Origin of the sequence: Xanthobacter autotrophicus (assembly GCF_029991245.1) — a bacterium.
Classification (GTDB): domain Bacteria; phylum Pseudomonadota; class Alphaproteobacteria; order Rhizobiales; family Xanthobacteraceae; genus Xanthobacter; species Xanthobacter autotrophicus_C.
In genome coordinates, this window is the sequence record NZ_JAIVFO010000027.1 from 1 (window position 1) to 22,690 (window position 22,690).

At 70.1% G+C, this 22,690-nt stretch carries 19 protein-coding genes; 6 read left to right on the plus strand and 13 right to left on the minus strand.

Features of this window, described 5'->3' with window-relative positions:
• Positions 1-73 precede the first annotated feature (73 nt).
• The 5 genes from K9U41_RS07065 (at position 74) to K9U41_RS07085 (ending at position 5,226) form a co-directional block, all read left to right on the plus strand.
• Positions 74-2,491 carry a heavy metal translocating P-type ATPase gene (locus K9U41_RS07065; RefSeq protein WP_282640180.1) on the plus strand — a complete coding sequence of 806 codons (2,418 nt, stop codon included), beginning with the start codon at positions 74-76 and terminating at the stop codon, positions 2,489-2,491.
• A gap of 115 nt (positions 2,492-2,606) precedes the next feature.
• Positions 2,607-3,374, plus strand: coding sequence for a ComF family protein (locus K9U41_RS07070; RefSeq protein WP_282640148.1), 768 nt, complete (start codon positions 2,607-2,609; stop codon positions 3,372-3,374).
• A gap of 67 nt (positions 3,375-3,441) precedes the next feature.
• Entirely contained in the window at positions 3,442-3,696 is a 255-nt protein-coding gene (gene grxC, locus K9U41_RS07075; RefSeq protein ID WP_282640149.1) for a glutaredoxin 3, read from the plus strand.
• 139 nt (positions 3,697-3,835) lie between these two features.
• A complete protein-coding gene (locus K9U41_RS07080) occupies positions 3,836-4,723 on the plus strand; it encodes a carbon-nitrogen hydrolase family protein (RefSeq protein WP_282640150.1) in 888 nt (295 codons plus the stop codon).
• Complete coding sequence (locus tag K9U41_RS07085; protein ID WP_282640151.1) at positions 4,720-5,226, plus strand: DUF1178 family protein; 507 nt, start codon at positions 4,720-4,722, stop codon at positions 5,224-5,226. The genes K9U41_RS07080 and K9U41_RS07085 overlap by 4 nt, the downstream gene beginning before the upstream one ends.
• Before the next feature lie 10 nt (positions 5,227-5,236).
• Here the strand turns inward: K9U41_RS07085 and ubiG are convergent, their stop codons facing one another.
• From ubiG to tkt, 13 genes are all read right to left on the minus strand, one after another.
• A complete protein-coding gene (gene ubiG, locus K9U41_RS07090; protein ID WP_432715746.1) occupies positions 5,237-5,980 on the minus strand; it encodes a bifunctional 2-polyprenyl-6-hydroxyphenol methylase/3-demethylubiquinol 3-O-methyltransferase UbiG in 744 nt (247 codons plus the stop codon).
• A gap of 94 nt (positions 5,981-6,074) precedes the next feature.
• Positions 6,075-7,112 carry a tryptophan--tRNA ligase gene (gene trpS, locus K9U41_RS07095; RefSeq protein ID WP_282640152.1) on the minus strand — a complete coding sequence of 346 codons (1,038 nt, stop codon included), beginning with the start codon at positions 7,110-7,112 and terminating at the stop codon, positions 6,075-6,077.
• A 258-nt stretch (positions 7,113-7,370) separates the two neighbouring features.
• Complete coding sequence (murJ, locus tag K9U41_RS07100) at positions 7,371-8,975, minus strand: murein biosynthesis integral membrane protein MurJ (protein ID WP_282640153.1); 1,605 nt, start codon at positions 8,973-8,975, stop codon at positions 7,371-7,373.
• A 216-nt stretch (positions 8,976-9,191) separates the two neighbouring features.
• Positions 9,192-11,114, minus strand: a complete 1,923-nt coding sequence (gene ftsH / locus K9U41_RS07105) for an ATP-dependent zinc metalloprotease FtsH (RefSeq protein ID WP_282640154.1) — start codon at positions 11,112-11,114, stop codon at positions 9,192-9,194.
• Between the two features lie 115 nt (positions 11,115-11,229).
• A complete protein-coding gene (gene tilS / locus K9U41_RS07110) occupies positions 11,230-12,354 on the minus strand; it encodes a tRNA lysidine(34) synthetase TilS (RefSeq protein WP_282640155.1) in 1,125 nt (374 codons plus the stop codon).
• A 6-nt stretch (positions 12,355-12,360) separates the two neighbouring features.
• Complete coding sequence (gene ybgF / locus K9U41_RS07115) at positions 12,361-13,296, minus strand: tol-pal system protein YbgF (RefSeq protein ID WP_282640156.1); 936 nt, start codon at positions 13,294-13,296, stop codon at positions 12,361-12,363.
• A 244-nt stretch (positions 13,297-13,540) separates the two neighbouring features.
• Positions 13,541-14,035, minus strand: a complete 495-nt coding sequence (gene pal, locus K9U41_RS07120; RefSeq protein ID WP_282640157.1) for a peptidoglycan-associated lipoprotein Pal — start codon at positions 14,033-14,035, stop codon at positions 13,541-13,543.
• 383 nt (positions 14,036-14,418) lie between these two features.
• Positions 14,419-15,630 carry a tetratricopeptide repeat protein gene (locus K9U41_RS07125; protein WP_282640158.1) on the minus strand — a complete coding sequence of 404 codons (1,212 nt, stop codon included), beginning with the start codon at positions 15,628-15,630 and terminating at the stop codon, positions 14,419-14,421.
• Positions 15,627-16,217: a thiamine phosphate synthase gene (locus K9U41_RS07130; protein ID WP_282640159.1), complete on the minus strand. Its 591-nt coding sequence runs from the start codon at positions 16,215-16,217 to the stop codon at positions 15,627-15,629. The genes K9U41_RS07125 and K9U41_RS07130 overlap by 4 nt, the downstream gene beginning before the upstream one ends.
• A gap of 281 nt (positions 16,218-16,498) precedes the next feature.
• Positions 16,499-17,524, minus strand: coding sequence for a class I fructose-bisphosphate aldolase (locus K9U41_RS07135; RefSeq protein WP_282640160.1), 1,026 nt, complete (start codon positions 17,522-17,524; stop codon positions 16,499-16,501).
• 205 nt (positions 17,525-17,729) lie between these two features.
• Entirely contained in the window at positions 17,730-18,920 is a 1,191-nt protein-coding gene (locus tag K9U41_RS07140) for a phosphoglycerate kinase (RefSeq protein ID WP_282640161.1), read from the minus strand.
• Positions 18,921-18,940: 20 nt separating this feature from the next.
• Positions 18,941-19,951: a type I glyceraldehyde-3-phosphate dehydrogenase gene (gene gap, locus K9U41_RS07145; protein ID WP_282640162.1), complete on the minus strand. Its 1,011-nt coding sequence runs from the start codon at positions 19,949-19,951 to the stop codon at positions 18,941-18,943.
• 108 nt (positions 19,952-20,059) lie between these two features.
• Entirely contained in the window at positions 20,060-22,051 is a 1,992-nt protein-coding gene (gene tkt / locus K9U41_RS07150) for a transketolase (protein WP_282640163.1), read from the minus strand.
• A 331-nt stretch (positions 22,052-22,382) separates the two neighbouring features.
• Between tkt and K9U41_RS07155 the strand changes: the two genes are divergently transcribed.
• Complete coding sequence (locus K9U41_RS07155; RefSeq protein ID WP_282640164.1) at positions 22,383-22,688, plus strand: DUF4164 domain-containing protein; 306 nt, start codon at positions 22,383-22,385, stop codon at positions 22,686-22,688.
• Positions 22,689-22,690: the final 2 nt, after the last annotated feature.

A 22,690-nucleotide genomic window follows, 5' to 3' on the forward strand; every position in this document is an offset into this window, starting at 1 on the left:
TCTCAATGCCCCGCCCCACTCCGCCCCGAAGGCCGCCGCGCTGCCGGAGACGGTGAAGGACCCGGTCTGCGGCATGGACGTGAAGACGGACCCGGAGGCCGCAAAGCCCACCTCGGTCTACAGGGACCAGACGTTTTTCTTCTGCTGTAACGGCTGCAAGACCAAGTTCGAGGCCGAGCCGGAGAAGTACCTCGCCCCGGTGAAGGACCCGGTCTGCGGCATGACCGTGGAGCCCGGCCGCGCCAAATATTCGGCGCGCCACGACAAGAAACCCTATTTCTTCTGCTCCTCCTCCTGCGAGACCAGGTTCAAGGCCGATCCCGGCCGCTATGTGGAGGGCGGCTCTGCCCCGCCCCCGCCGCCGGAGAAGGTGCCCGAGGGCACCATCTACACCTGCCCCATGGACCCCGAGATCCGCCAGATCGGCCCCGGCATCTGCCCCATCTGCGGCATGGCGCTGGAGCCGGAGATCGTCACCCTCGACGAGGGGCCGAACGCGGAACTCGCCGACATGACGCGGCGGTTCTGGATCGGCCTTGCGCTGACCCTTCCCGTGTTCGTGCTGGAGATGGGCCAGCACCTGCTCGGCCTGCACCTTTTGCCGCAGCAGACCTCCAACTATGTGCAGTTCCTGCTGGCGACGCCGGTGGTGCTGTGGGTGGGCAAGCCCTTCTTCGAGCGCGGCTGGCTCTCGCTCAAGTCACGCCATTTCAACATGTTCACCCTCATCGCGCTCGGCACCGGGGTGGCCTATCTCTATTCGCTGGTGGGCACCTTTGCCCCCGGCCTGTTCCCGCATGATTTCCACGCCCATGAAGGCGGCGTGCCGGTCTATTTCGAGGCGGCCGCCGTCATCACCGTGCTGGTGGCGCTGGGCCAGGTGCTGGAGCTGCGCGCCCGCGAGCGCACCTCCGGCGCCATCAAGGCGCTGCTGTCGCTGGCGCCCAAGACCGCCTTGCGCGTGAAAACCGACGGCACCGATGAAACCATCGACCTCGGCCTCGTCGCCCCGGGCGACATGCTGCGGGTGCGCCCCGGCGAGAAGGTGCCGGTGGATGGCATCGTCGCCGAAGGCCGCGCCGTGCTCGACGAAAGCCTCGTCACCGGCGAGAGCCTGCCCGTGAGCAAGGAGGCCGGCGAGAAGGTCATCGGCGGCACCCTCAATTCCTCCGGCGCCTTCACCATGCGCGCCGAAAAGGTGGGCCGCGACACCCTGCTCGCCCAGATCGTGCAGATGGTGGCGCAGGCCCAGCGCTCTCGCGCGCCCATCCAGCGCCTCGCCGACCAGGTGTCCGGCTGGTTCGTCCCCCTTGTCCTGGCTGCGGCGGTGGTGGCCTTCGCGGTGTGGATGATGGTGGGACCCGAGCCGCGCCTGACCTTCGCGCTGATGGCGGCGGTCTCCGTGCTCATCATCGCCTGCCCGTGCGCGCTCGGCCTTGCCACCCCCATGTCGGTGATGGTGGGGGTCGGCCGCGGCGCCCAGCTCGGCGTGCTGGTGAAGAATGCCGAGGCGCTGGAGCGCATGGAGAAGGTGGACGTGGTGGTGGTGGACAAGACCGGCACCCTCACCGTGGGCAAGCCCAGGGTGGTGGCGGTCGTATCCCTGCGCGACATCGACGAGGTGGAACTGCTGCGCCTTGCCGCGAGCCTTGAGCGCGCGAGCGAGCATCCCCTCGCCGCCGCCATGGTGCAGGAGGCGAAGGCGCGCACGCTCAAGCTGTCCGAGCCGTCCGGCGTGGAGAGCCCGGCCGGCAAGGGCATCACCGGCACCGTGGACGGGCGCCCGGTGGCGGTGGGCCATGCCGCCTTCATGAGCGAGACCGGCATCGCCACCGACCATCACACCGCCGAAGCCGAAGCCTATCGCCGCGAGGGTGCCACCGCCGTGTTCATCGCGGTGGACGGCAAGGCGGCCGGCCTCATCGCCATCGCCGATCCGGTGAAGGACACCACCGAGGCGGCCCTGAAGGCGCTCACCAGCGACGGCGTGCGCGTGGTCATGCTCACCGGCGACAACCGCACCACCGCGCTTGCCGTGGCCAAGCGCCTCGGCATCACCGAGGTGGAGGCGGAAGTGCTGCCCGACCACAAGGCCGACGTGGTCCAGCGCCTGCGCGCCGAGGGCCACGTGGTGGCCATGGCCGGCGACGGCGTGAACGATGCCCCCGCCCTCGCGGTGGCGGACGTGGGCATCGCCATGGGCACCGGCACCGACATCGCCATGGAAAGCGCCGGCATCACGTTGCTGAAGGGCGATCTCTCCGGCATCGCCCATGCGCGCGGCCTGTCGCGGGCGACCATGGCCAATATCCGCCGCAACCTGCTGTTCGCCTTCCTCTACAATGCGGCCGGCGTGCCCATCGCGGCGGGCGTGCTCTATCCCAGCCTCGGCCTCCTGCTCTCGCCCATGGTGGCGGCAGCGGCCATGGCGCTCTCCTCGGTGAGCGTCATCACCAACGCTTTGCTGCTGCGCCGCTGGCGCCCGCGCTGAGGGGACCGTTCGGGCCTGGTGCCTCCCGGGTTTGCTCAACCTGAGCGATCCCGGGCGGCAGGGGCCTTCCCTTTACAACGGCGCCCGACCTGCCGATCATGACGCGGGATCACACATGGCTGGCATTTCCGTCCAGATCGCGCAGGCGCGTGGGGCACTCCGGGCCTTCGGCTCGGGGCTGCTGGGGCTTGCCCTGCCGCCCACCTGCATTGCCTGCGGCTCCATCACCGGCATGGCCGGCGGCCTGTGCGGCCCCTGCTGGGGCAAGCTCGCCTTCATCAGCCGCCCGTTCTGCGAACGCACCGGCGCGCCCTTCGCCCACGATCCCGGCGGGGCGCGGATCTCGGCTCAGGCGCTGGACGATCCCCCCGCCTTCGACCGCGCCCGCGCCGCCGTGACCTTCAACGAGGTCGCCCGCGATCTGGTCCACAAGCTGAAATACGCCGACCGGCTGGACGTCGCCGCCCCGCTGGCCCGGCTGATGGCCCAGGCTGGCGCGGATGTGATCGCTTCCGCAGACGTGATCGTGCCGGTGCCGCTGCATCCGTTCCGCCTGTGGCGCCGCCGCTTCAACCAGGCGGCGCTCCTCGGCCGGCATCTGGCGGCGACCACCTCCATCCCCCAGCGCACCGACCTCCTCGCCCGCCGCCGCTCCACGCCCTCCCAGACCGCGCTGGGCCGGGCAGAACGTCGCGCCAATGTGGCGGGCGCCTTCGTCGCATGCGGCAATGCAGCATCAAGCCTCGACGGCCGGCGCGTGTTGCTGGTGGACGACGTCTTCACCACCGGCGCCACACTGGATGCCTGTGCGCTGGCCCTGCGCCGCGCGGGCGCCAGCGGCGTGGATGCCCTGACATTTGCGCGGGTTGTCGATTTCACCTGAAAACCTTAACTATGCTACGACGCTTTCGTGACGGTGCCCCGCCGTCGCTCAACCCATTTGTGACCGCATGAAACCCATCGAAATCTACACCAAGAGCTGGTGCCCCTATTGCCATTCCGCCAAGGAATTGCTGCGCCGCAAAGGCTTGACCTTCACAGAGATCGACGTGACCACCGACAGGGACGGTCAGGACGAGATGACGCGCCGCGCCGGCGGGCGCACCAGCGTGCCGCAGATCTTCATCGGCGACACCCATGTGGGCGGCTGCGACGACCTCTACGCCCTTGAAGACGCCGGCCGGCTGGACCAGCTGGCCGCCTGAGCTTTTCTTCCCCTGCTGCGCGGACCCGTGCAAGACTAGAAAGAGGCCCCATCTATCTGGGGATACGCCGGCATCAGGCGCACGCGACGTGCGTATGACGGATCAGGGCGGGTTCAGCATCCAGGAAAGAGCGGGCCTCATGACCTCGGCCGACACATCCGATACCCTCCGCATCGCGCTGGTGCAGCTGCGCAGCGGCCGGGATCCGGCAGCCAATCTCGACGCCGTCTCCGCCTTGGTGCGGGAGGCCGCGCGGGACGGCGCGCGCTACGTGCAGACGCCCGAGATCACCAACATCATGGAGCTGGACCGCGAGGTCCTGTTCGAAAAGCTCCGGGAGGAGGCCGCCGACGCCACCCTCGGCGCCCTGCGCCAGCTGGCGCAGGAGCTGGGCATCTTCCTCCATATCGGCTCCCTGGCCCTCAAGGTGTCCGAGAAGAAGGCGGTCAACCGCGCCTTCATGATCGGGCCCGATGGGCAGATCGTTGCCCGCTACGACAAGATCCACATGTTCGACGTGGATCTGGGCAATGGCGAGAGCTATCGCGAATCCTCCGCCTATCGCCCCGGCGAGCGGGCGATCCTGGCCAATGTGGGCGCGTTCCGCTTCGGCCTCACCATCTGCTACGACCTGCGCTTCCCGTCCCTCTACCGGGCGCTGGCCGAGGGTGGCGCGCAGGTGCTGACCGTGCCCTCCGCCTTCACCCGGCCCACCGGCGAGGCCCACTGGCATGTGCTGCTGCGGGCGCGGGCCATCGAGAACGGCGCCTATGTGCTGGCCGCGGCCCAGGGCGGCCGGCACGAGAACGGGCGGGAGACCTTCGGCCATTCGCTGGTGGTGGACCCCTGGGGCCGGGTGATCGCCGAAGGCGGCACCGACCCCGGCGTGATCCTCGCCGAAATTGATCTCAAGGAAGTCGCCGCCGCCCGCGCGCGCATCCCCTCCCTCTCCAACGGCCGCCGGTTCGAGATCGCCGAGCCCGGCCAGACCATCGGGCACCTCAGCGTGGTGCGGGCCTCGTCATGATCCGCTACACCCTCAATTGCGCCGCGGGCCACCAGTTCGAGAGCTGGTTTCCCTCCTCCGCGAGCTTTGACGCCCAGCAGTCACGCGGGCTTGTCACCTGCCCTGCCTGCGGCTCGGCCGAGGTCGAGAAGGCGGTGATGGCCCCTTCCGTCGCGCGCACCGACCGCGCCCCCGCTCCGGCGGCGGGGGATGCCACCCCGGCAACCGCCTCCCCGGCCGCCACGCCTGCACCTGCAGAAGCTCCGGTTGCGGAAGCTCCGGTCCCGGTGATGAGCCGCCCCGACGGCGAGCTGCGCGCCCTGCTGCGCGAGTTGCGGGAGCAGATCGTCAAGACGTCCGATTATGTGGGCGACGAGTTCGCCGACCTCGCCCGCAAGATGCACGAGGGCGAGATCGAGCACCGCTCCATCTACGGCGAGGCGACGGTGGAGGAGGTCAAGGCCCTGCGCGAGGACGACGTGGAGGTGCTTCCCCTGCCCGTGCTGCCGGAAGACCGCAACTGAGGCGGGAGCCCTACCCCTCTCGCTCCGCCACCACAAAGTAGTTCACCGACAGGTCCCCGGTCAGCCGGAAGTCGCCGGAGAGTGGCTCGTAGGCGAGGCCCACCTTCTCCCGCGCGGCGAAGCCGGCGGCGGCAAGCGTCGCCTCCAGCTCCTCGGGGGTGATGAACTTCTCCCAGCGATGGGTGCCCGGCGGCAGCCAGCGCAGCACATATTCGGCCCCCACGATGGCGAGGGCGAAGCTCTTGGCGGTGCGGTTGAGGGTGGAGAGCACCAGCACGCCGCCTTCCGCCACCAGGCTGGCGGCGGTGCGCACGAACAGGCTCACGTCCGCCACGTGCTCCACCACCTCCAGCGCCACCACCACGTCGAAGCGGGCACCGCGCGCGGCCAGTTCCTCGGCCGTCACCGGCATGTAGTCGATGGAAAGGCCGGACGCCGCCGCATGGGCACGGGCGATCGCCACGTTTCCGGGCGCGGGATCGATGCCGGTCACATGCCCGCCCATGCGCGCCAGCGGCTCGCTGAGCAGGCCGCCGCCGCAGCCGATGTCGAGGATGGACAGGCCCTTCAGCGGGCGCAGGGCGCGGGCGTCGCGGCCGAAATGGCGCACCAGCGCATCGCGCAGGAAGGCAAGGCGCGCCGGGTTCATGGCGTGGAGGGGCGCCATCTTGCCCTTCTCGTCCCACCATTGCGCGCCCAGCGCATCGAAGCGGGCGACCTCGGCCGGATCGACGGTGGCGTTCATCTCGGACATAAGGCCTCCTCGGCAGGCGCCGTCTCGCCACCAGCATTAAGCGGGGGGCGAGGATGGAGCAAGGCGGCGCAAGGCAGCGGCGCCGCACTCCGGCTCAGCCGCGCACCATGCCGACGATGTCCTTCACCTGGGCCATGGTCTGGTCGGCGATGACGCGGGCGCGGTCCGCGCCGTCGATGAGGATGGCGTCGATGGCGGCGGGGTCCGCCATCAGGCGCTGCATCTCGCCGCCGATGGGGCCGAGCTTCTCCACCGCGAGGTCCACCAGCGCGGCCTTGAAGGCGGAGAACTGGGCGTTGCCATAGTCGGCCAGCACGTCGGCCTTGGTGCGGTCGGAGAGCGCGGCGAAGATGCCCACGAGATTGTCCGCCTCGGGGCGGCTCTTCAGGCCCTCTTCCTCGGTGGGCAGGGGCTCGGGATCGGTCTTCGCCTTGCGCACCTTGCCGGCGATGGTGTCGCGATCGTCGGTCAAATTGATGCGGGAGAAGTCGGAGGGGTCCGACTTGGACATCTTCTTGGCCCCGTCGCGCAGGCTCATGACCCGCGTGGCGGGACCCGAGATCAGCGGTTCGGGAAGTGCGAAATACCCCCCCTCGTGCCCGTTCGCCGCGATGGATGGGCCAAAGTCGTTGTTGAACTTCTGCGCGATGTCGCGGGTCAGCTCCAGGTGCTGCTTCTGGTCCTCGCCCACCGGCACGTGGGTGGCGCGGTAGAGCAGGATGTCGGCCGCCATCAGGTCCGGATAGGCGAACAGGCCGACCGAGGCATTCTCCCGATCCTTGCCCGCCTTCTCCTTGAACTGTGTCATGCGGTTCAGCCAGCCGATGCGGGCGACGCAATTGAAGATCCAGGCCAGCTCGGCATGGCCGGAGACCTGGCTCTGGTTGAAGATGACGTGGTCCTTCGGATCGATGCCGCAGGCGATGTATGCGGCAGTCAGCTCGCGGATGTGCCGCTTCAGCTCGACCGGGTCCTGCCAGACGGTGATGGCGTGGAGGTCCACCACGCAATAGATGCACTCGTGGCTCTTCTGCAGCTCCACGAAGCGCTTGATGGCGCCGAGATAATTGCCGAGGTGCAGGTTGCCCGTGGGCTGCACGCCGGAAAACACGCGATCCGCGACCGCCGCCATGGCGACCTCCAAAAGAGCGGCGCACCGCTCGTAAACGCCTTGCGGGGGCAAGGCACCGCGGGGAACCTTGGCGCGGCGGGGGCTTTCGCCCGGCGCAGCTTTGGCCTTCCCGACCCGCATGGATGAACCCCGGCGGCCGAAAGCGCGGCCATGTGCGGGGAGACGATGGGCCGCGTCATGCCACCTGGTGCCCCGCCGCGCAAGGGGCGAGGGCACGGGGCGCAGGGCGAGCAGGGCGCGCGTGGGGAAGCGGGCGCGTCAGCCCTGCGGCGCCAGCTTCGGCAGCAGGGCCTTCAGCAGCCATGCGGCGGTGCCATAGACCACGGCGCCACTGGCAACCAGCCCGGCCAGCCGCACGGCGGCCGCGCTCTGGCCCTCCGGCGCCGGCCAGAGCGCCGCGAGCATGCCGACGCATCCGCCCATGAGCAGGCTCGCGGCCACGAGCCCCAGGCCGGAGAGCAGGACCGCGCGGGAGAAGACCAGCGCCCCCGCGCGCACCAGCAGCCCCCCCAGGACCAGGAGGGAGGCGAAGGCCGAAAGCGCCGCCGCGCCCGCCGCCGCCCGCGGGCCGGCGCCCAGCCCCAGGCCGAAGGCCGAGAGCAGGCAGACCGCGAGCGAGCCGAGGGCGACGCGCTCGGCCATCTTCACCCGGCCCGCGGTGGACGCGGTGGCAGACAGGATGCGCTCCAGCCCCTGCGCCGGCAGCGACACGGCGAGAATCGCCAGAAGCGCGCCGGTGAGGTGGGCATCCTCGGCATCGAAGCTGCCGCGCTGGAACAGGGTGACGACGATGGGGTCGGCCAGCACGGCGAGCCCGGTGGCCGCCGGCAGGGCGAAGGCGAGGGCAGCCAGCATGGCGCGGCCCGAGGCCTCCGGGGCGTCGCTGGCCGCGCCCGAGAGCGCGCTCTTGCGCAGCAGGGCCGGCACCAGCACTGCGCCTGCGCTCGCGCCCACGAGGCCGAGGGGCAGGTCCATGAGGCGCTGGGCATAATTCAGCGCCGCCACGGCGCCGGGGCTCGCCGAGACGGCGGCGGCGATGATGATAAGGCGGAACTGGCTCAGGCCGGCGAACAGGAACGCCGGCGCGGCGGCACGGATGACCCCCAGCGCCTTGCGCCACGGCCAGCCCGCCGGAGAGATCGCGGCCGAGCCCCCCGGCAAGATCCCCGGCGCCGCCGGACAGCCGCGCGCGGCGACCACCATGAGGCCGAGCTGGGAGACGCCCGCAGCCACGGTGGCGGCGGCGATGGCCACGGCGGCGGTGTCGCTTTCCATCAGCCCGCGCAGGAGCAGCACCGCGATGACGGCGAGCACGGTGAGGTTGGCCGCCACCGGGGCCAGCGCCGGCAGCAGCACCCGATGGGCGCCGTTGGCGACGCCCCCATAGATGGCGGCGAGCCCGGCGAACGGCAGATAGAGCACCGCCACCCGCCCGCACAGCACCGCCACATCGGCGCGCGCTCCGCCCGGCTCGAAACCCGGCGCCAGCAGTCGGATAACCTGCGGCATGAACAGCGCCGCGAGGAGCGCAAACGCGAGGAGCGTGCCGAACAGCAGTGCCAGCGTCGCCCCCGCGAGCCGGCGGGGGGCGCCCTCCCCCCCGCCCTCGGCGTGGGCGAGGGCGGGGATGAAGGCGAGGTTGAACGCGCCTTCCGACAGCAGCCGCCGCGCCAGCAGCGGCAGGGCAAGGGCCGCCACCAGCGCATCGGCGGCGGGCCCGGTGCCCAGCACCGCGGCGGTGGCCGCATCCCGCACGAAGCCGAGGACGCGGGAGGAGAGCGTCGCCGCCGAGACGATGGAGGTGCGGGCGAGGAGGGACATGGCGCGGTTCTGCCCCGCCCCGCCTGTGCTGTCGATGGCCATCCGGTGTCGCGGGGGAAGGCTGTGCTGAAGGGCGGAGGTCGCCTCATTGCCCCGATGCCCCCGCACCCCGACCCGCTCCCCCAAGGGGAGAGGGAGCACCGGCGCCCTCGACCGCCACCGCCGATGGCCCATGCGGGGCCTTCCATCCGCACCGCCGGCCCAAAAGAAAACGCCCGCTTGCGCGGGCGTTTTCCTCGTTCGGGACCAGTCGTCCGGTCAGGCCTGGGGCTGGGGCTCGATGGAGCCGCCGGCACCACCGGGACGCGGGCGCTTGGTGGTGGGAATGGCCGAGCCGCGCGGATTGGAAGGCTCGATCACGCTTTCCCGGTTCGGCGTCTTGCCGTCCAGAAGGTCGATGATCTCGTCACCCGAGAGCGTCTCGTATTCCAGCAGGCCGCGCGCCAGGGTCTCAAGGTCCTGCTGGTGCTCGGTGAGGATGCGCTTGGCCTCCTGATGACCCTCGTCCACGAGGCGGCGCACCTCGCGGTCGATGGTCTGGGCGGTGGCCTCGGACACGTTCTGCTGGCGCGACACCGACATGCCGAGGAACACCTCGTCCTGGTTGTCGCCATAGGCCACGGCGCCGAGATCCGCCGAGAAGCCCCAGCGCGTCACCATCATCTTGGCGAGGCGGGTGGCCTGCTCGATGTCGGAGGCGGCGCCGGAGGTCACCTTGTCGTGGCCGAAGATCAGCTCTTCCGCCACGCGCCCGCCCATCATGATGGCGAGGCGCGAGGTCATCTGCTCGTAGGACATGGAGAGCTTGTCCCGCTCGGGCAGTTGCATGACCATGCCCAGCGCGCGGCCGCGGGGGATGATGGTGGCCTTGTGCACCGGGTCGGTGGCCGGCACGTTCAGGGCCACGATGGCATGGCCGCCCTCGTGATAGGCGGTCAGCATCTTCTCTTCCTCGGTCATGACGAGGGAGCGACGCTCGGCGCCCATCATCACCTTGTCCTTGGCGTCCTCGAACTCGGCCATGGTGACCATGCGCTTGTTGCGCCGGGCCGCCATCAGCGCCGCCTCGTTGCAGAGGTTGGCGAGGTCCGCGCCGGAGAAGCCGGGGGTGCCGCGGGCGATGGTCTTGAGGTTCACGTCCGGGGCGATCGGGATCTTGCGGGCGTGCACCTTCAGGATCTGCTCGCGGCCCACCACGTCCGGGTTGGGCACGATGACCTGGCGGTCGAAGCGGCCGGGACGCAGCAGCGCCGGGTCGAGCACGTCGGGACGGTTGGTGGCGGCGATGAGGATGATGCCCTCGTTCGCCTCGAAGCCGTCCATCTCCACCAGCAGCTGGTTGAGGGTCTGCTCGCGCTCGTCGTTGCCGCCGCCGAGGCCGGCGCCACGGTGGCGGCCCACCGCGTCGATCTCGTCGATGAAGATGATGCAGGGCGCGTTCTTCTTCGCCTGCTCGAACATGTCGCGCACGCGGCTGGCGCCGACGCCCACGAACATCTCCACGAAGTCCGAGCCGGAGATGGTGAAGAACGGCACGTTGGCCTCGCCGGCGATGGCGCGGGCGAGCAGCGTCTTGCCGGTGCCGGGGGGGCCGACCAGCAGCACGCCGCGCGGGATGCGGCCGCCGAGGCGCTGGAATTTCTGCGGGTCACGCAGGAAGTCCACGATCTCGGTGAGGTCGCTCTTGGCCTCGTCGATGCCGGCCACGTCGTCGAAGGTGACCCGTCCGTGCGCCTCGGTGAGCAGCTTGGCGCGGCTCTTGCCGAAGCCCATGGCCTTGCCGCCGGCACCCTGCATCTGGCGCGACAGGAAGATCCACACGCCGATCAGGGCCAGGAACGGCAGCCAGGAGACCAGCAGGCTCACGAACCACGGCACGTTGTCCGACGGCGCGCGCGCGGTGATCTGCACGCCCTTGCCGTAAAGGCGCTGGATCAGCGACGGATCGTTCGGCGCATAGGTCTGGAAGCTGCCGGAACGGTCGGAATAGGTGCCGGTGATGTTCGGCCCCTCGATCACGACCTCGCGCACCTTGCCGGCGTCAACGTCACTGAGGAGCTGCGAAAAGGAGATCTCGTTCGCGTTCGTGCGCTGCCCCGGGCTGTTGAACAGCGAGAACAGGGCGAGAAGCAGGAGGACGATGATCACCCAAAGGGCGAAATTGCGTAGATTGGCGTTCATAGAACCCTCGTGGGGACAGACAGGGCCAGCCCGTTTCGACGCCTTACCATACGGAAGGAATACCTCCGCACTGGACTGCCGTCAGTGGGGCCTCCCGCACCGTCCGCTGCCTAATCTAGGAGCGAGGCCCCTTTTTGCCAAGGACGACAGGGCCATCGACTGGTGAATTCGGTGCGATTGGGCTGGTTTCGCGCCGGGGCGGCGCAGCCGCGACATGCAGCGCCGCCCCGCGCAGGCTCACCAGGGCACCCGCGAGGGTGCGGCGAAAAGGTGCCGAGGGCGTCCGCCCCGCGACCTTCAGGGCTTCGAACAGGGCTTCCAGCTTGGCCAGTTCCACCGGGCCCTCGGTGCCCACCCTGTGGATGGCACGGCCGAGCAGGCGCAGGGCGATCTCGTCGGGCAGGGCGGCGAAGGCATCGAGGCTGATGGTATCCGGCCGCTCCTGCGCGCCGGGAAGGCGAGCCGCGGCCTCGGCCGCATCGGTCGCGGCCTCCAGCGCCTGGTCCGCCCGCGCGACCCGGCGCGCCAGCACGGCCAGGCGGCGGGCGTCGAGCCCCTCCCCCGCCAGAGCCTGCGCCATGGCGCGCAGGCGCGGACGGGCAAAGCTCGGGTCGCCATTGCTTGGGTCGCGCACGAATGCAAGGCCGGCGGCCTCCAGCGTCGCCACCAGCCGCGCCTTGGGCACGTCGAGAAAGGGGCGCAGCAGCGCGAGGCCATGGCGCGCCGCATCGCCCCGCATGCCGCAGAGGCCGGTGAGGCCGGAGCCGCGGGCGAGGCGGAACAGCACCGTCTCCGCCTGGTCGTCGCGGGTATGGGCGAGCGCGATGGCGGTGGCCCCGGCCTGCTGCGCGGCCTCCGCCAGCAGCCTGTAGCGCGCCTCCCGCGCCGCCTCCTGGATGCCGTGGGCGGGCTTGGCGCCCCGCCAGACGAGAATGCGGTGGGGCACGCCCAGCCGGGCGGCGAAGGCAGCCACCGCCTCGGCCTCGCGCGTCGCCTCCGCCCTCAGGCCGTGGTCCACGGTGGCGGCGATGAGACCCGGCCCGGCCGCACGGCCGGCGCGCCAGCGCGCGGCGAGATGCAGCAGGGCGGTGGAATCAGGCCCGCCGGAGATGGCGATCAGGATGCAGGGATGGGACGTGAAGGGGGCAAACAGCGCGTCGAGATCGCCGTCATCGACGGGGCTGCTTTCCTGAAGGCCCGTCGCCCCGGTGTCCATTGCCGTGCCGCCGCCCGTGGTCATCGGACCTCAGCAGCCGACGCGCTTCTGTTCCCGCTCCACCGCCTGGCGGATGGAGGATGCGGCGCGCGGATATTTGCGGTCCACCTCCTGCAGCGTGGCGCAGGCGGTCTCCTTCTCGCCGAGGCCGGCGAGGGACTGGCCGAGCCGCAGCAACGCCTCCGGCGCCCGGGGCGAGCTGGGATGCTTGGTGGAGACTTCGAGGAAGGAGGCCGCCGCGTCCCCGTAGTTCTGGCGCAGGAACAGGCTTTCCCCGAGCATGAAGGTGGCATCGGGAATGATGCGGTCGCCAGGCGCGGACTGGACGATCTGGCGGAAGGTCTGCTCGGCACCGGCATAATCCTGCCGCTGGAGCTGGGCCTGGCCGGCATCGTACAGCTCGCGCACGGAAGCGCCGGGTCCCGGCAAGGCGGCCACCTGGGTGCCGCCGGACTGGGTCCCGCCGGACGTGGTGCGCCCGCCAGGAACGGCCTCGGCCGGACGCGGCAGGGCGGCGCTGGCGGGCGAGCCAAGGGGCTGCGGCGCGCCGGGGGCGGCGGGGTCCATGTTGGGATCGAAGGCGTCGGACCTTTTGCCGGGCGTGCCGGGCACGCTCGCGGGACGGCCGGAGGGCAGGGTCGCCGCCGGAGCGGCAGCGGGCGCGGACACGGCGGCCGGAGCGCGGGCGCCACCGGCGCTTTCTTCCAGGCGACGCACCTGCGCCTCGAGCTGCTGGTTGCGATACTGCAGCTGCTCCACCTGCCCGGTGAGCTGCCGCAGGGACGATTCGAGCCGCTCCATGCGGCCGACGATCTCGGTTTCGTCGCCGCCCGGGAGGGGCTGGGGCGCCGCGGCCGGGGGCTTGAAGATATTGCCGAACAATCCACCGTCCTGCTGGGCGGCGGCGGGCAGCGCGACGGCGCTCAGGGCGAGGGCGAGAACACCGACCAGCGGCAGGCGCATCATCTTGGGTCCAGGGGCTTGTGGCGGGAAAAGACGTCCGGGATCAGCCTCCCGGGCGGCCAAGAATAGGGGATGGATCGCGTCCAAAGTGTGACTCCGCAAGGACTTGCGCGTGTCGCTTGGCGGTGTCGCCGGCCGGGCTGTCCTGCCGCCGTCCGCCACCGGACGCAAGACCCTGCCCCGCAAAGCGAAAGGGCCGGCGGCCGCAGGCGGCGCCGGCCCTTTTCGATGATACCGGCTACCGCGCTCAGGCGCCGCCGGCGTTCAGCACGGTGACCGCGCGACGGTTCTGCGACCAACAGGAAATGTCGTTGCAGACCGCGACGGGGCGCTCCTTGCCGTAGGAAATGGTGCGCATGCGCGAGGGGTCCACGCCGCGGGCGGAGAGATAGTCGCGCACGCTCTGGGCCCGCTTGGCGCCGAGGGCGATGTTGTATTCGCGGGTGCCGCGCTCGTCCGCATGGCCTTCGATGGTGAAGGTGTAGCGGTTCCACTGCTGCAGCCACTGGGCCTGACGATCCAGGGTGGCCCGCGCCTGGGGCGTGAGGTCGGTCTGGTCGCTTTCGAAGAACACGCGATCGCCCACCGCCACCACGAATTCCTGTGGTGATCCGGGCGGGCCGCCCGCACCGCCAGCACCGGCGGCGTTCTGGTTGGGATTATTGGCACACGCGGCGAGGGCCAGCGCGAAGCCGAAAAGCGCCGCGAACCGGAACCCGCGAGCTAGCCTGAGGAAACGCATTCCGGTATCTCCCTTCTCAACGCTGGACCGGAGGCTTTCGTCTATCAGCCGCCCGGTTAAGCGAACGTTCCGTGCACGGCCTGAAGCCGCCTGTCCTGGCGGAAACCGTGCGGCGCACCGCACTTCCTGCGCGCCATGGTTTCCAAGCCGTTATCCTTAAGACCTCTCCCCGGCGCGCGGCGGCACGCCCGCTCCAGGCGGACGACGCAGATGCGGCGGTTCCAAAGAGGGCCGCAGGGCCGGCAACGCCGACCCGTCGACGGCATCTTCACTGATGCCCTCTCGTGGCGTCATCATGGCGAGCAGGTGCAGGGCTCGGGGCAGACCGACGGCGTCCGTGAGCGTTGCACAAGTGCCACACACGGCGCCGCGCCCCAGCCATCTCAGGCGCGGCCGGCTTCCCAGCGGGCGGCCTGGGCCTCGGCCTTCTTGCGGTCGGCGGCGGGAAGCTGCGCCACCATCTCGTCCAGCATGGGGTCTCCGAGCCCCCGATGCTTGGCGAGAAGATGCCAGGCGGCGGCCTGGGCCTTGTCCTGCGACACGCCGCGGCCGACCGCGAGCAGCCGCGCATAGCGATTCTGGGCGATGGCATTGCCGCCCAGCGCCGCCTTGCGGAACATGGCGGCGGCCGCCGCCTCGTCCTTCGGCACGCCGACGCCGTTGAACTGCATGATGGCGAATTCCACCTGCGCCGTGATGTGGCCCAGCCGAGCTGCTGAAGCCATCAGCTTCGCCGATTGGGCAACATCCTTCTCCACGCCGTTGCCCTCCTTGAACAGCACGGCGAGGGCATACTGGGCGTCCTCGATATCCTTGCCGGCTGCCACTTCGAACCAGCGGGCGGCCTCCGCCGGCTCCTTGGGCATCTGGCGGCCCTGCAGATAGAGCAGGCCGAGATTGTAGGCGGCAGGGCCATTGCCCTTTTCCGCCGCCTGCCGGAACAGCTTGGCGGCCTCCAGCTCGTCCTTCTTGAGGCCCTGCCCGGCCAGCGTCAGGTTGCCGAGGGACAAAAGCGCGCCCGGCGAGCCGGCGGCAGCGGCCTTGCGATACCATTCGATGGCCTTGGCGAAATCCAGCGGCACGCCATAGCCGGAGCCGTAGAGATCGCCGAGCAGGGTCATGGCGGCCGGGTCCGTTCCGGCGCGGGCCCGTTTCAGCGCCTCGTTGAAGGCTGAGAGGTAATAGCCGCGCTGGTAGGCGCCATAGGCAAGATCGCCGCTGCCCCCCGGCGTATCGAGGCTGGGATAGGCGATCTGCGGCCCGAGCAGCGGCGGCCCGCTGCCGGCATCGGGGCGCGCCGGGCCCGGCTTTGCCGCCGGGGTTGCCGCGGGTTTGGCAGCAGGCTTCGCCGCAGGTTTGGCAGCAGGCTTCGCCTGCGGCTTCGACGGCGTTGCGGCTGGAGGCTTGTCGGACAAGGGTTTGTCGGATGAGGGCTTGTCGGAAGAGGGCTTGTCGGCAGGCTTGGGCTGCGGCGCGGTCTGGGCAAGGGCGGGTCCGCCCGCCAACGTGAGGGCCAGCACGACGTTCAGGGCGCAGACGCGTGCCACGCCCCGCACCGCCGGCGGCAGAACGCGCCGAACCAGGCCCACTCTCATGGCTGGGCGTCCGCGCGCGCAAGCCGGGCCATGGCCGCCGTCACGCTCGCCGCACCGCCTTCCGCCACCAGCGCCTCGGCCAGCGCGACGAAATCGGCGCCGGCTTGGGCCAGCGCCTCGGCCTCGTCGAGGGAGGCGGCGAGGCCCACGCACGGCACCTCGAACACCTCGGCCCACCAGGCCACGAAATCCAGAATGTCGGCGGCGTCCCCCGCCTGCGGCTCCAGGGCGCCGAAGAAGACATAGTCCGCCCCGCTCTCCCCGGCCTCCATGGCGTCGTGGCGGCTGGCGATGCCGCCCGCCCCGACGATGGCCTGCGGCTTCAGCGCCCGCAGCGCGGCGTCGAGGCTGCGGGGATCGCTCACATGGACGCCATCGAGGCCCGCGGCGGTGACGAGAGTGTCCGGCCCGGCCACCAGCACCGCCGCGTCATGACGCTGGATCGCCTCGGCCACCGCGCGCAGGTGTCCGGTGTCAGGCGCGCCGCCCTCGGGCACGCGCAGCACCACCGCGGCCACGTCGCCAGCGCGCACGGCGGCAGCCGCTGCGTCCGGCCGCAGCGCGGGCGTGAGAGTGAAGACCAGCATGAGTCGGGCGCCGGGCGGCGGCAAGGGGGAAGCCATGGATGATCGGTCGGCCAAGAAATCGGCAAATTGGGGGCACGGCCCGCGGGAGCACGGGCCGATCAGGCTGCGACGCAATCTGACTGCTACCTGCTCTATCGCAAGTTCGCGGGCGGATACATCACCCAACGACCTCAAGGCCAACGGATCACCCCATCGCCGGCGCGAATCGGCCCGAAAGCCCAGCGCCATAAAAAAGGGCCGGCGCGAGCCGGCCCTTTCTCATCCGCTATGGCAAGGCGCGCTCAGGCGGCCTTGCGCTCTTCCTCCGACGACCACTGGCCGAGGGCGGCGAGCGAGTTCATGTGGGCGCGATGGGTGAACGCCGCCTGGGCCTTGGCCACGTTCTCGGCCTTGCCGGCCCACGCCTTCTGCGGCGCGGCCTGGAGCGCGCGGCCGTAGGAATAGGTGAGCTTCCAGGGCAGGCCGCCCAGCTTCACCATGGCGTCCAGATGGGCGGTGGCGTCCTCGTCCGACTGGCCGCCGGAAAGGAAGGCGATGCCGGGCACCGCGGACGGCACGCAGCTCTTCAGCACGCGCACGGTCTTCTCGGCCACTTCTTCCACGGAAGCCTGCTTCGCCGACTTCTTGCCGGGCACGATCATGTTGGGCTTCAGCACCATGCCCTCGAGGCGGATGCGCTGGTAATACAGCTCCTCGAAGGTGGTCTTCAGCACCCACTCGGTCACCTGGTAGCAGGTGTCGATGTCGTGGCTGCCGTCCATGAGCACTTCCGGCTCCACGATGGGAACGATCCGGGCTTCCTGGCACAGGGCCGCATAGCGGGCCAGCGCGTGGGCATTGGCGCGGATGGAGCCGTAGGAGGGGATGCCCTTGGCGGTGTCGATGTCGATCACTGCGCGCCACTTGGCGAAGCGGGCGCCGAGATCATAAAATTCCTTGAGGCGGCCGGCGAGGCCGTCGAGGCCCTCGGTGATGGTCTCGCCCGGGAAGGCCGGCTGGGGCTTGGCGCCCGCGTCCACCTTGATGCCGGGGATGGAGCCGGCCTGCTGGATGAGGCTGACGAGCGGCGTGCCGTCCTTGGCCTTCTGCCGGATGGTCTCCTCATAGAGGATGACGCCGGAGATATATTTGGTCATGGCTTCCGAGCGGAACATCAGCTCGCGATAGTCGCGGCGGTTCTCCTCGGTGGATTCGACGCCGATGGCATCAAACCGCTTCTTGATGGTGCCGCTGCTCTCGTCTGCCGCCAGAATGCCCTTGCCGTCGGCCACCATTTTCTGCGCGATCGCGTCGAGCTCAGCCGTCATGTGCCTTCACCTGCCTTATTGCCGCCCCTCGGCGGGCGTGGAGACCAGGGCGCGCCGGCCCCGATCATGAAGGACCCACGCACACCCCGACCGGCGGGGCGGGCGTGGGCCAGCGAGACATCATACCATTGCAGCGCAGCAATTGAACCCGCTGCGATGCAACAAAAACGCCCGGACGACCTTTTCGCCATCCGGGCGTATCTTTTCAGCGCCGCAGGGCCTCGACGCCCGGCAGGGCCTTGCCCTCCAGCCATTCCAGGAAGGCACCGCCGGCGGTAGAGACGTAGGAGAAGTCTCCCGCTACCCCCGCGTGGTTAAGAGCGGCCACCGTATCGCCGCCGCCGGCCACCGACAGCAGCGTGCCGGCGCGGGTCCGCTTGCCCACGTCGCGGGCCACGGCCACGGTCGCGGCGTCGAACGGCGTCATCTCGAAGGCGCCGAACGGGCCGTTCCAGACCACGGTCCTGGCGCCGTCGAGCTTCTGCGCCACCACGGCCACGGTTTCGGGACCGGCGTCGAGGATCATCTCGTCGTCGCCCACCTCGTCCACGCCGACGACGCGGTTCGCGGCATTGGCCTTGAACTCCTTGGCCACCACCGCGTCCACCGGCAGCACGATCTCGCAGCCGGCCGCCTTGGCCTTCTCCAGGATCTCGCGGGCGGTGTCGGCCAGGTCGTGCTCGCACAGCGACTTGCCCACCGTCTTGCCGAGGGCGGCCAGGAAGGTGTTGGCCATGCCGCCGGCGATCACCAGGATGTCCACCTTCTTCACGAGGTTCCCGAGAAGCTCGAGCTTGGAGGACACCTTGGAGCCGCCGACCACGGCGAGCACCGGACGCACCGGGGCTTCCAGGGCCTTGGTGAGCGCGGCGAGTTCGCTTTCCATGGAGCGCCCGGCATAGGCCGGCAGCTTGCGGGCCAGCCCCTCGGTGGAGGCGTGGGCGCGATGGGCGGCGGAGAAGGCGTCGTTGACATAGATGTCGCCGAGGCTGGCGAGGGCATCGACGAAATCCGGCGCGTTCTTCTCCTCACCCGCGTGGAAGCGGGTGTTCTCCAGCACCAGCACCTCGCCGGCGGCGAGCCGGGAGATGGCGCGGGAGGCTTCCTCGCCCACGCAGTCGGAGGCGAACGCCACCTTGCGGCCGAGCTGGCCTTCCAGCGCCTTCGCCACCGGGGCGAGGGACTGGCTCTCGTCGCGGCCCTTGGGCCGCCCGAAATGCGCCAGCAGCACCACCTTGCCGCCCTTGTCCGTGATGGTGCGGATGGTGGGCAGGATGGCTTTCAGGCGGGTCTCGTCGGTGACCCGTCCGGCTTCCATGGGCACGTTGAGATCAACGCGCACGAGGACCCGCTTGTCGGCGAGGTCCGCGTCGTCGAGGGTTCGGAAGGCGGTCATCTTGGCGCCCCCTTCCCCGCTCAACCGAGCTTGCCCATGGCGACTGCGGTGTCGGCCATGCGGTTGGAGAAGCCCCACTCGTTGTCATACCAGGACAGCACGCGCACCAGCGTGCCTTCCAGGACCTTGGTCTGGTCCAGGTGCAGGGTGGAGGAGTGCGGGTCGTGGTTGAAGTCGATGGAGACGTTGGGCTGGTCGGTGGTGCCGAGGATGCCCTTCAGCGGTCCGGATGCGGCGGCGGCGATGGCGGCCGCGTTGATCTCGTCCTTGCTGGTGGCCCGCTTGGCGATGAACTTGAAGTCCACCACCGAGACGTTGGGGGTCGGCACGCGGATGGAGGTGCCGTCCAGCTTGCCGTTCAGCTCCGGCAGCACCAGGCCCACCGCCTTGGCGGCGCCGGTGGACGTGGGGATCATGGACATGGCCGCCGCGCGGGCGCGGTAGAGGTCCTTGTGCATGGTATCCAGCGTCGGCTGGTCGCCGGTGTAGGAGTGGATCGTGGTCATGAAGCCCTTCTCGATGCCGACGGCATCGTGGAGGACCTTCGCGACGGGGGCGAGACAGTTGGTGGTGCAGGAGGCGTTGGAGACCACGAGGTGCTCGGAGGTGAGCTTGTCGTGGTTCACGCCGTAGACCACGGTCAGGTCGGCGCCCTCGGCGGGGGCGGAGACCAGCACGCGCCTGGCACCAGCGGCCAGATGCGCGGCCGCCTTGTCGCGGGCGGTGAAGATGCCGGTGCATTCGAGTGCGATATCGACACCCAGCGCCGCGTGGGGCAGTTGGGCGGGATCGCGCACCGCGGTGACCTTGATGGGGCCGCGGCCCACGTCGATGGTATCGCCGGCAACCTTGACCTCGCCGGAGAAGCGGCCGTGCACGCTGTCGAAGCGGAACAGGTGGGCGTTCGTCTCCACCGGGCCGAGATCGTTGATCGCCACCACCTCGATGTCGGTCCGACCCGATTCGATGATGGCGCGCAGAACGTTACGCCCGATGCGACCGAAACCGTTGATGGCCACCTTGACGCTCATTTTGGGTTCTCCTTGAGCCGGCTTGAAGCCCGGCCTCTTGCGAAACTGCGTTGCGCACCCGCGGAAGAGCCCGCGGTGCGGCCGTGTGCGCCCGCCGTGCGCCGATGATCACACCTGCCGGAGCTGGTCGAGGGCCTTGGCCGCGACCTTGTCCGGGGTCAGTCCAAAATGGGCGAAAAGATCCTTTCCAGGCGCCGAGGCGCCGAACGAGGTCATTCCCACGAAGGCGGCATCCGAACCGACGATGGCGTCCCACCCCATGCGGATGGCGGCTTCCACCGCCACCTTGGCCGGAGCGTCCCCGATCACCTTGGCCCGCTCTGCGGCAGGCCTTTCGAGGAACAGTTCGAACGAAGGGATGGAGACGACGCGGGTGGGCACACCCTGCGCCTCCAGAAGCTTGGCGGCTTCCACCGCAAGCGAGACTTCCGAGCCCGTGGCGAACAGGCTGGCCTGCGCCTTGGCCGAGGCCGCGACGATCTCATAGGCGCCGCCCGCCGAGCGGTTCTCGGCGGTGGCATCGGTGCGCAGGATCGGCAGGTTCTGGCGCGACAGGATGAGGGCGGAGGGCCGCCCTTCCGATTGCAGCGCGATCTGCCAGCACTCGGCGGTTTCTACCGTGTCGGCGGGGCGCATCACCAGAAGGTTCGGGATGGCGCGCAGGGCGGCCAGGTGCTCCACCGGCTGGTGGGTGGGCCCGTCTTCGCCGAGGCCGATGGAATCGTGGGTCAGCACATGGATGACCCGCTCGCCCATGAGCGCGGCGAGGCGGATGGACGGGCGGCAGTAATCCGAGAACACCAGGAAGCCGCCGGAGAAGGGAATGAGGCCCTTGTGCAGGGTGATCCCGTTCATGGCTGCCGCCATGCCGTGCTCGCGCACGCCCCAGTGCACGAAGGAGCCGGAGAAATCGTCCGGCGTGATGGCCTTGGCGCCCTTGGCCTTGGTGTTGTTGGAGCCGGTGAGGTCGGCCGAGCCGCCCAGCATCTCCGGCACCGCGGGGGTGATGAAATCCAGCACCAGCTCCGACGACTTGCGGGTGGCCACCGCGCCGCCGTCCGCCACCGCCTTCTGCTTCACGGCGACGATGGCGCCTTCCAGCGCCTGCGGCAGCGTGCCGGCGATGCGGCGCTCGAACTCGGCCCGGTCCGCTGCGGGCGCGGCGGCGAGACGGTCTTCCCAGGCCGCGCGGGCGGCGGATCCGGCGGCACCGGCGGCGCGCCAGCCGGCGAGCACGTCGGCGGGGATCTCGAAGGGCGCAGCCTCCCAGCCCAAGGCGGCGCGGGTGGCGGCGATCTCGTCGGCGCCGAGCGGCGAGCCGTGCACCTTCTCAGAGCCCGCCTTCTTGGGACTGCCGAAGCCGATGATGGTGCGGCAGGCGATCAGGGTCGGGCGGTCGGAGGCCTTGGCGGCGGTGAGCGCGGCGAGGATGGCCTGCGGATCGTGGCCGTCGATGCGCGTGGTCGCCCAGCCGGAGGCGGCGAAGCGCGCCAGCTGGTCGGTGGAACCGGAGATGGAGGTGGCGCCGTCGATGGAGATGCCGTTGTCATCCCACATGACGATGAGCTTGGAGAGCTTCAGGTGGCCGGCGAGGTCCGCCGCCTCCTGGCTGAGGCCCTCCATCAGGTCGCCGTCGGAGCAGAGCACGAAGGTGTGGTGGTCCACCACCTCGGTGCCGAAGCGGGCGGCGAGCGCGCGCTCGGCCATGGCCATGCCCACCGCGGTGGCGATGCCCTGCCCCAGCGGACCGGTGGTGGTCTCGATACCTTCGGTGACGAAGTTCTCGGGATGGCCGGGGGTGAGCGAGCCAAGCTTGCGGAAGCGCTTGATCTCCTCGATCGTCACCTTCTCGTAGCCGGCCAGATGCAGCACCGAATAGAGCAGCATGGAGCCGTGGCCGGCGGACAGCACGAAGCGGTCGCGATCGGGCCAGAAGGGGCGCGTGGGATCGTACTTCAGGACCTTGGTGAACAGGACGGTGGCGATGTCCGCAGCACCCATGGGCAGGCCGGGATGACCGCTATTGGCAGCTTCCACCGCGTCCATGGCAAGGAAGCGGATGGCGTTGGCCATGCGGTCGTGACTCGTGCGGCTCAGCATGAATTCCGTTTCTCCCGCGCCGGGTTCCGGACGCGCCGCCCTGCCAGAGACAACCTCGAGCTGTGGCAGACCTATCAGGGTCATCCGGCCATTGCTGGCCGCCTTGTACCAAGGCTCGCAAGGCTGTCAAACCTGCCCGGTCCACGAACGTCAAGCCGGGGGGCCCGGCGAGCCCCGCGCCGCATCGTCGCGCCTGCAGCAAAGCTTCCGCATTGCAGCATTCGCAAATGCGGAAAAATTGGCCCCGCCGGCGGGCGCCCCCCGCGCGTGTTCATGTTGACAGGCCGGGAAAGTCTGGCGCGCCGCCGCCCGACTCGGCTACACTTTGCCAATGTATGCGCTGAAGCATCGCCCGCCGCTGCAGGACGCCCCCATTGAGGCCGCGACCCGGCGCCTTCATGCGGCCCTCGACGCCCTGAACGACGCGCTGGATCGTCGTCGGGAGACCGACCGCCATCAGGAGGCGCTGGCGGCCCAGCTTCACGCCATGGGCAACGACCGGGCGCGCCTCGCCGCGGAACTCGATCTCGCGAAGGCCGATGCCGGCCAGGTGGAGGAAATTGGCCGGGAAATCATCCGCCGCCTGGACGTGGCCATGGGCACGATCCGCGACGTGCTCGCGACCCACGGCGGCTGACG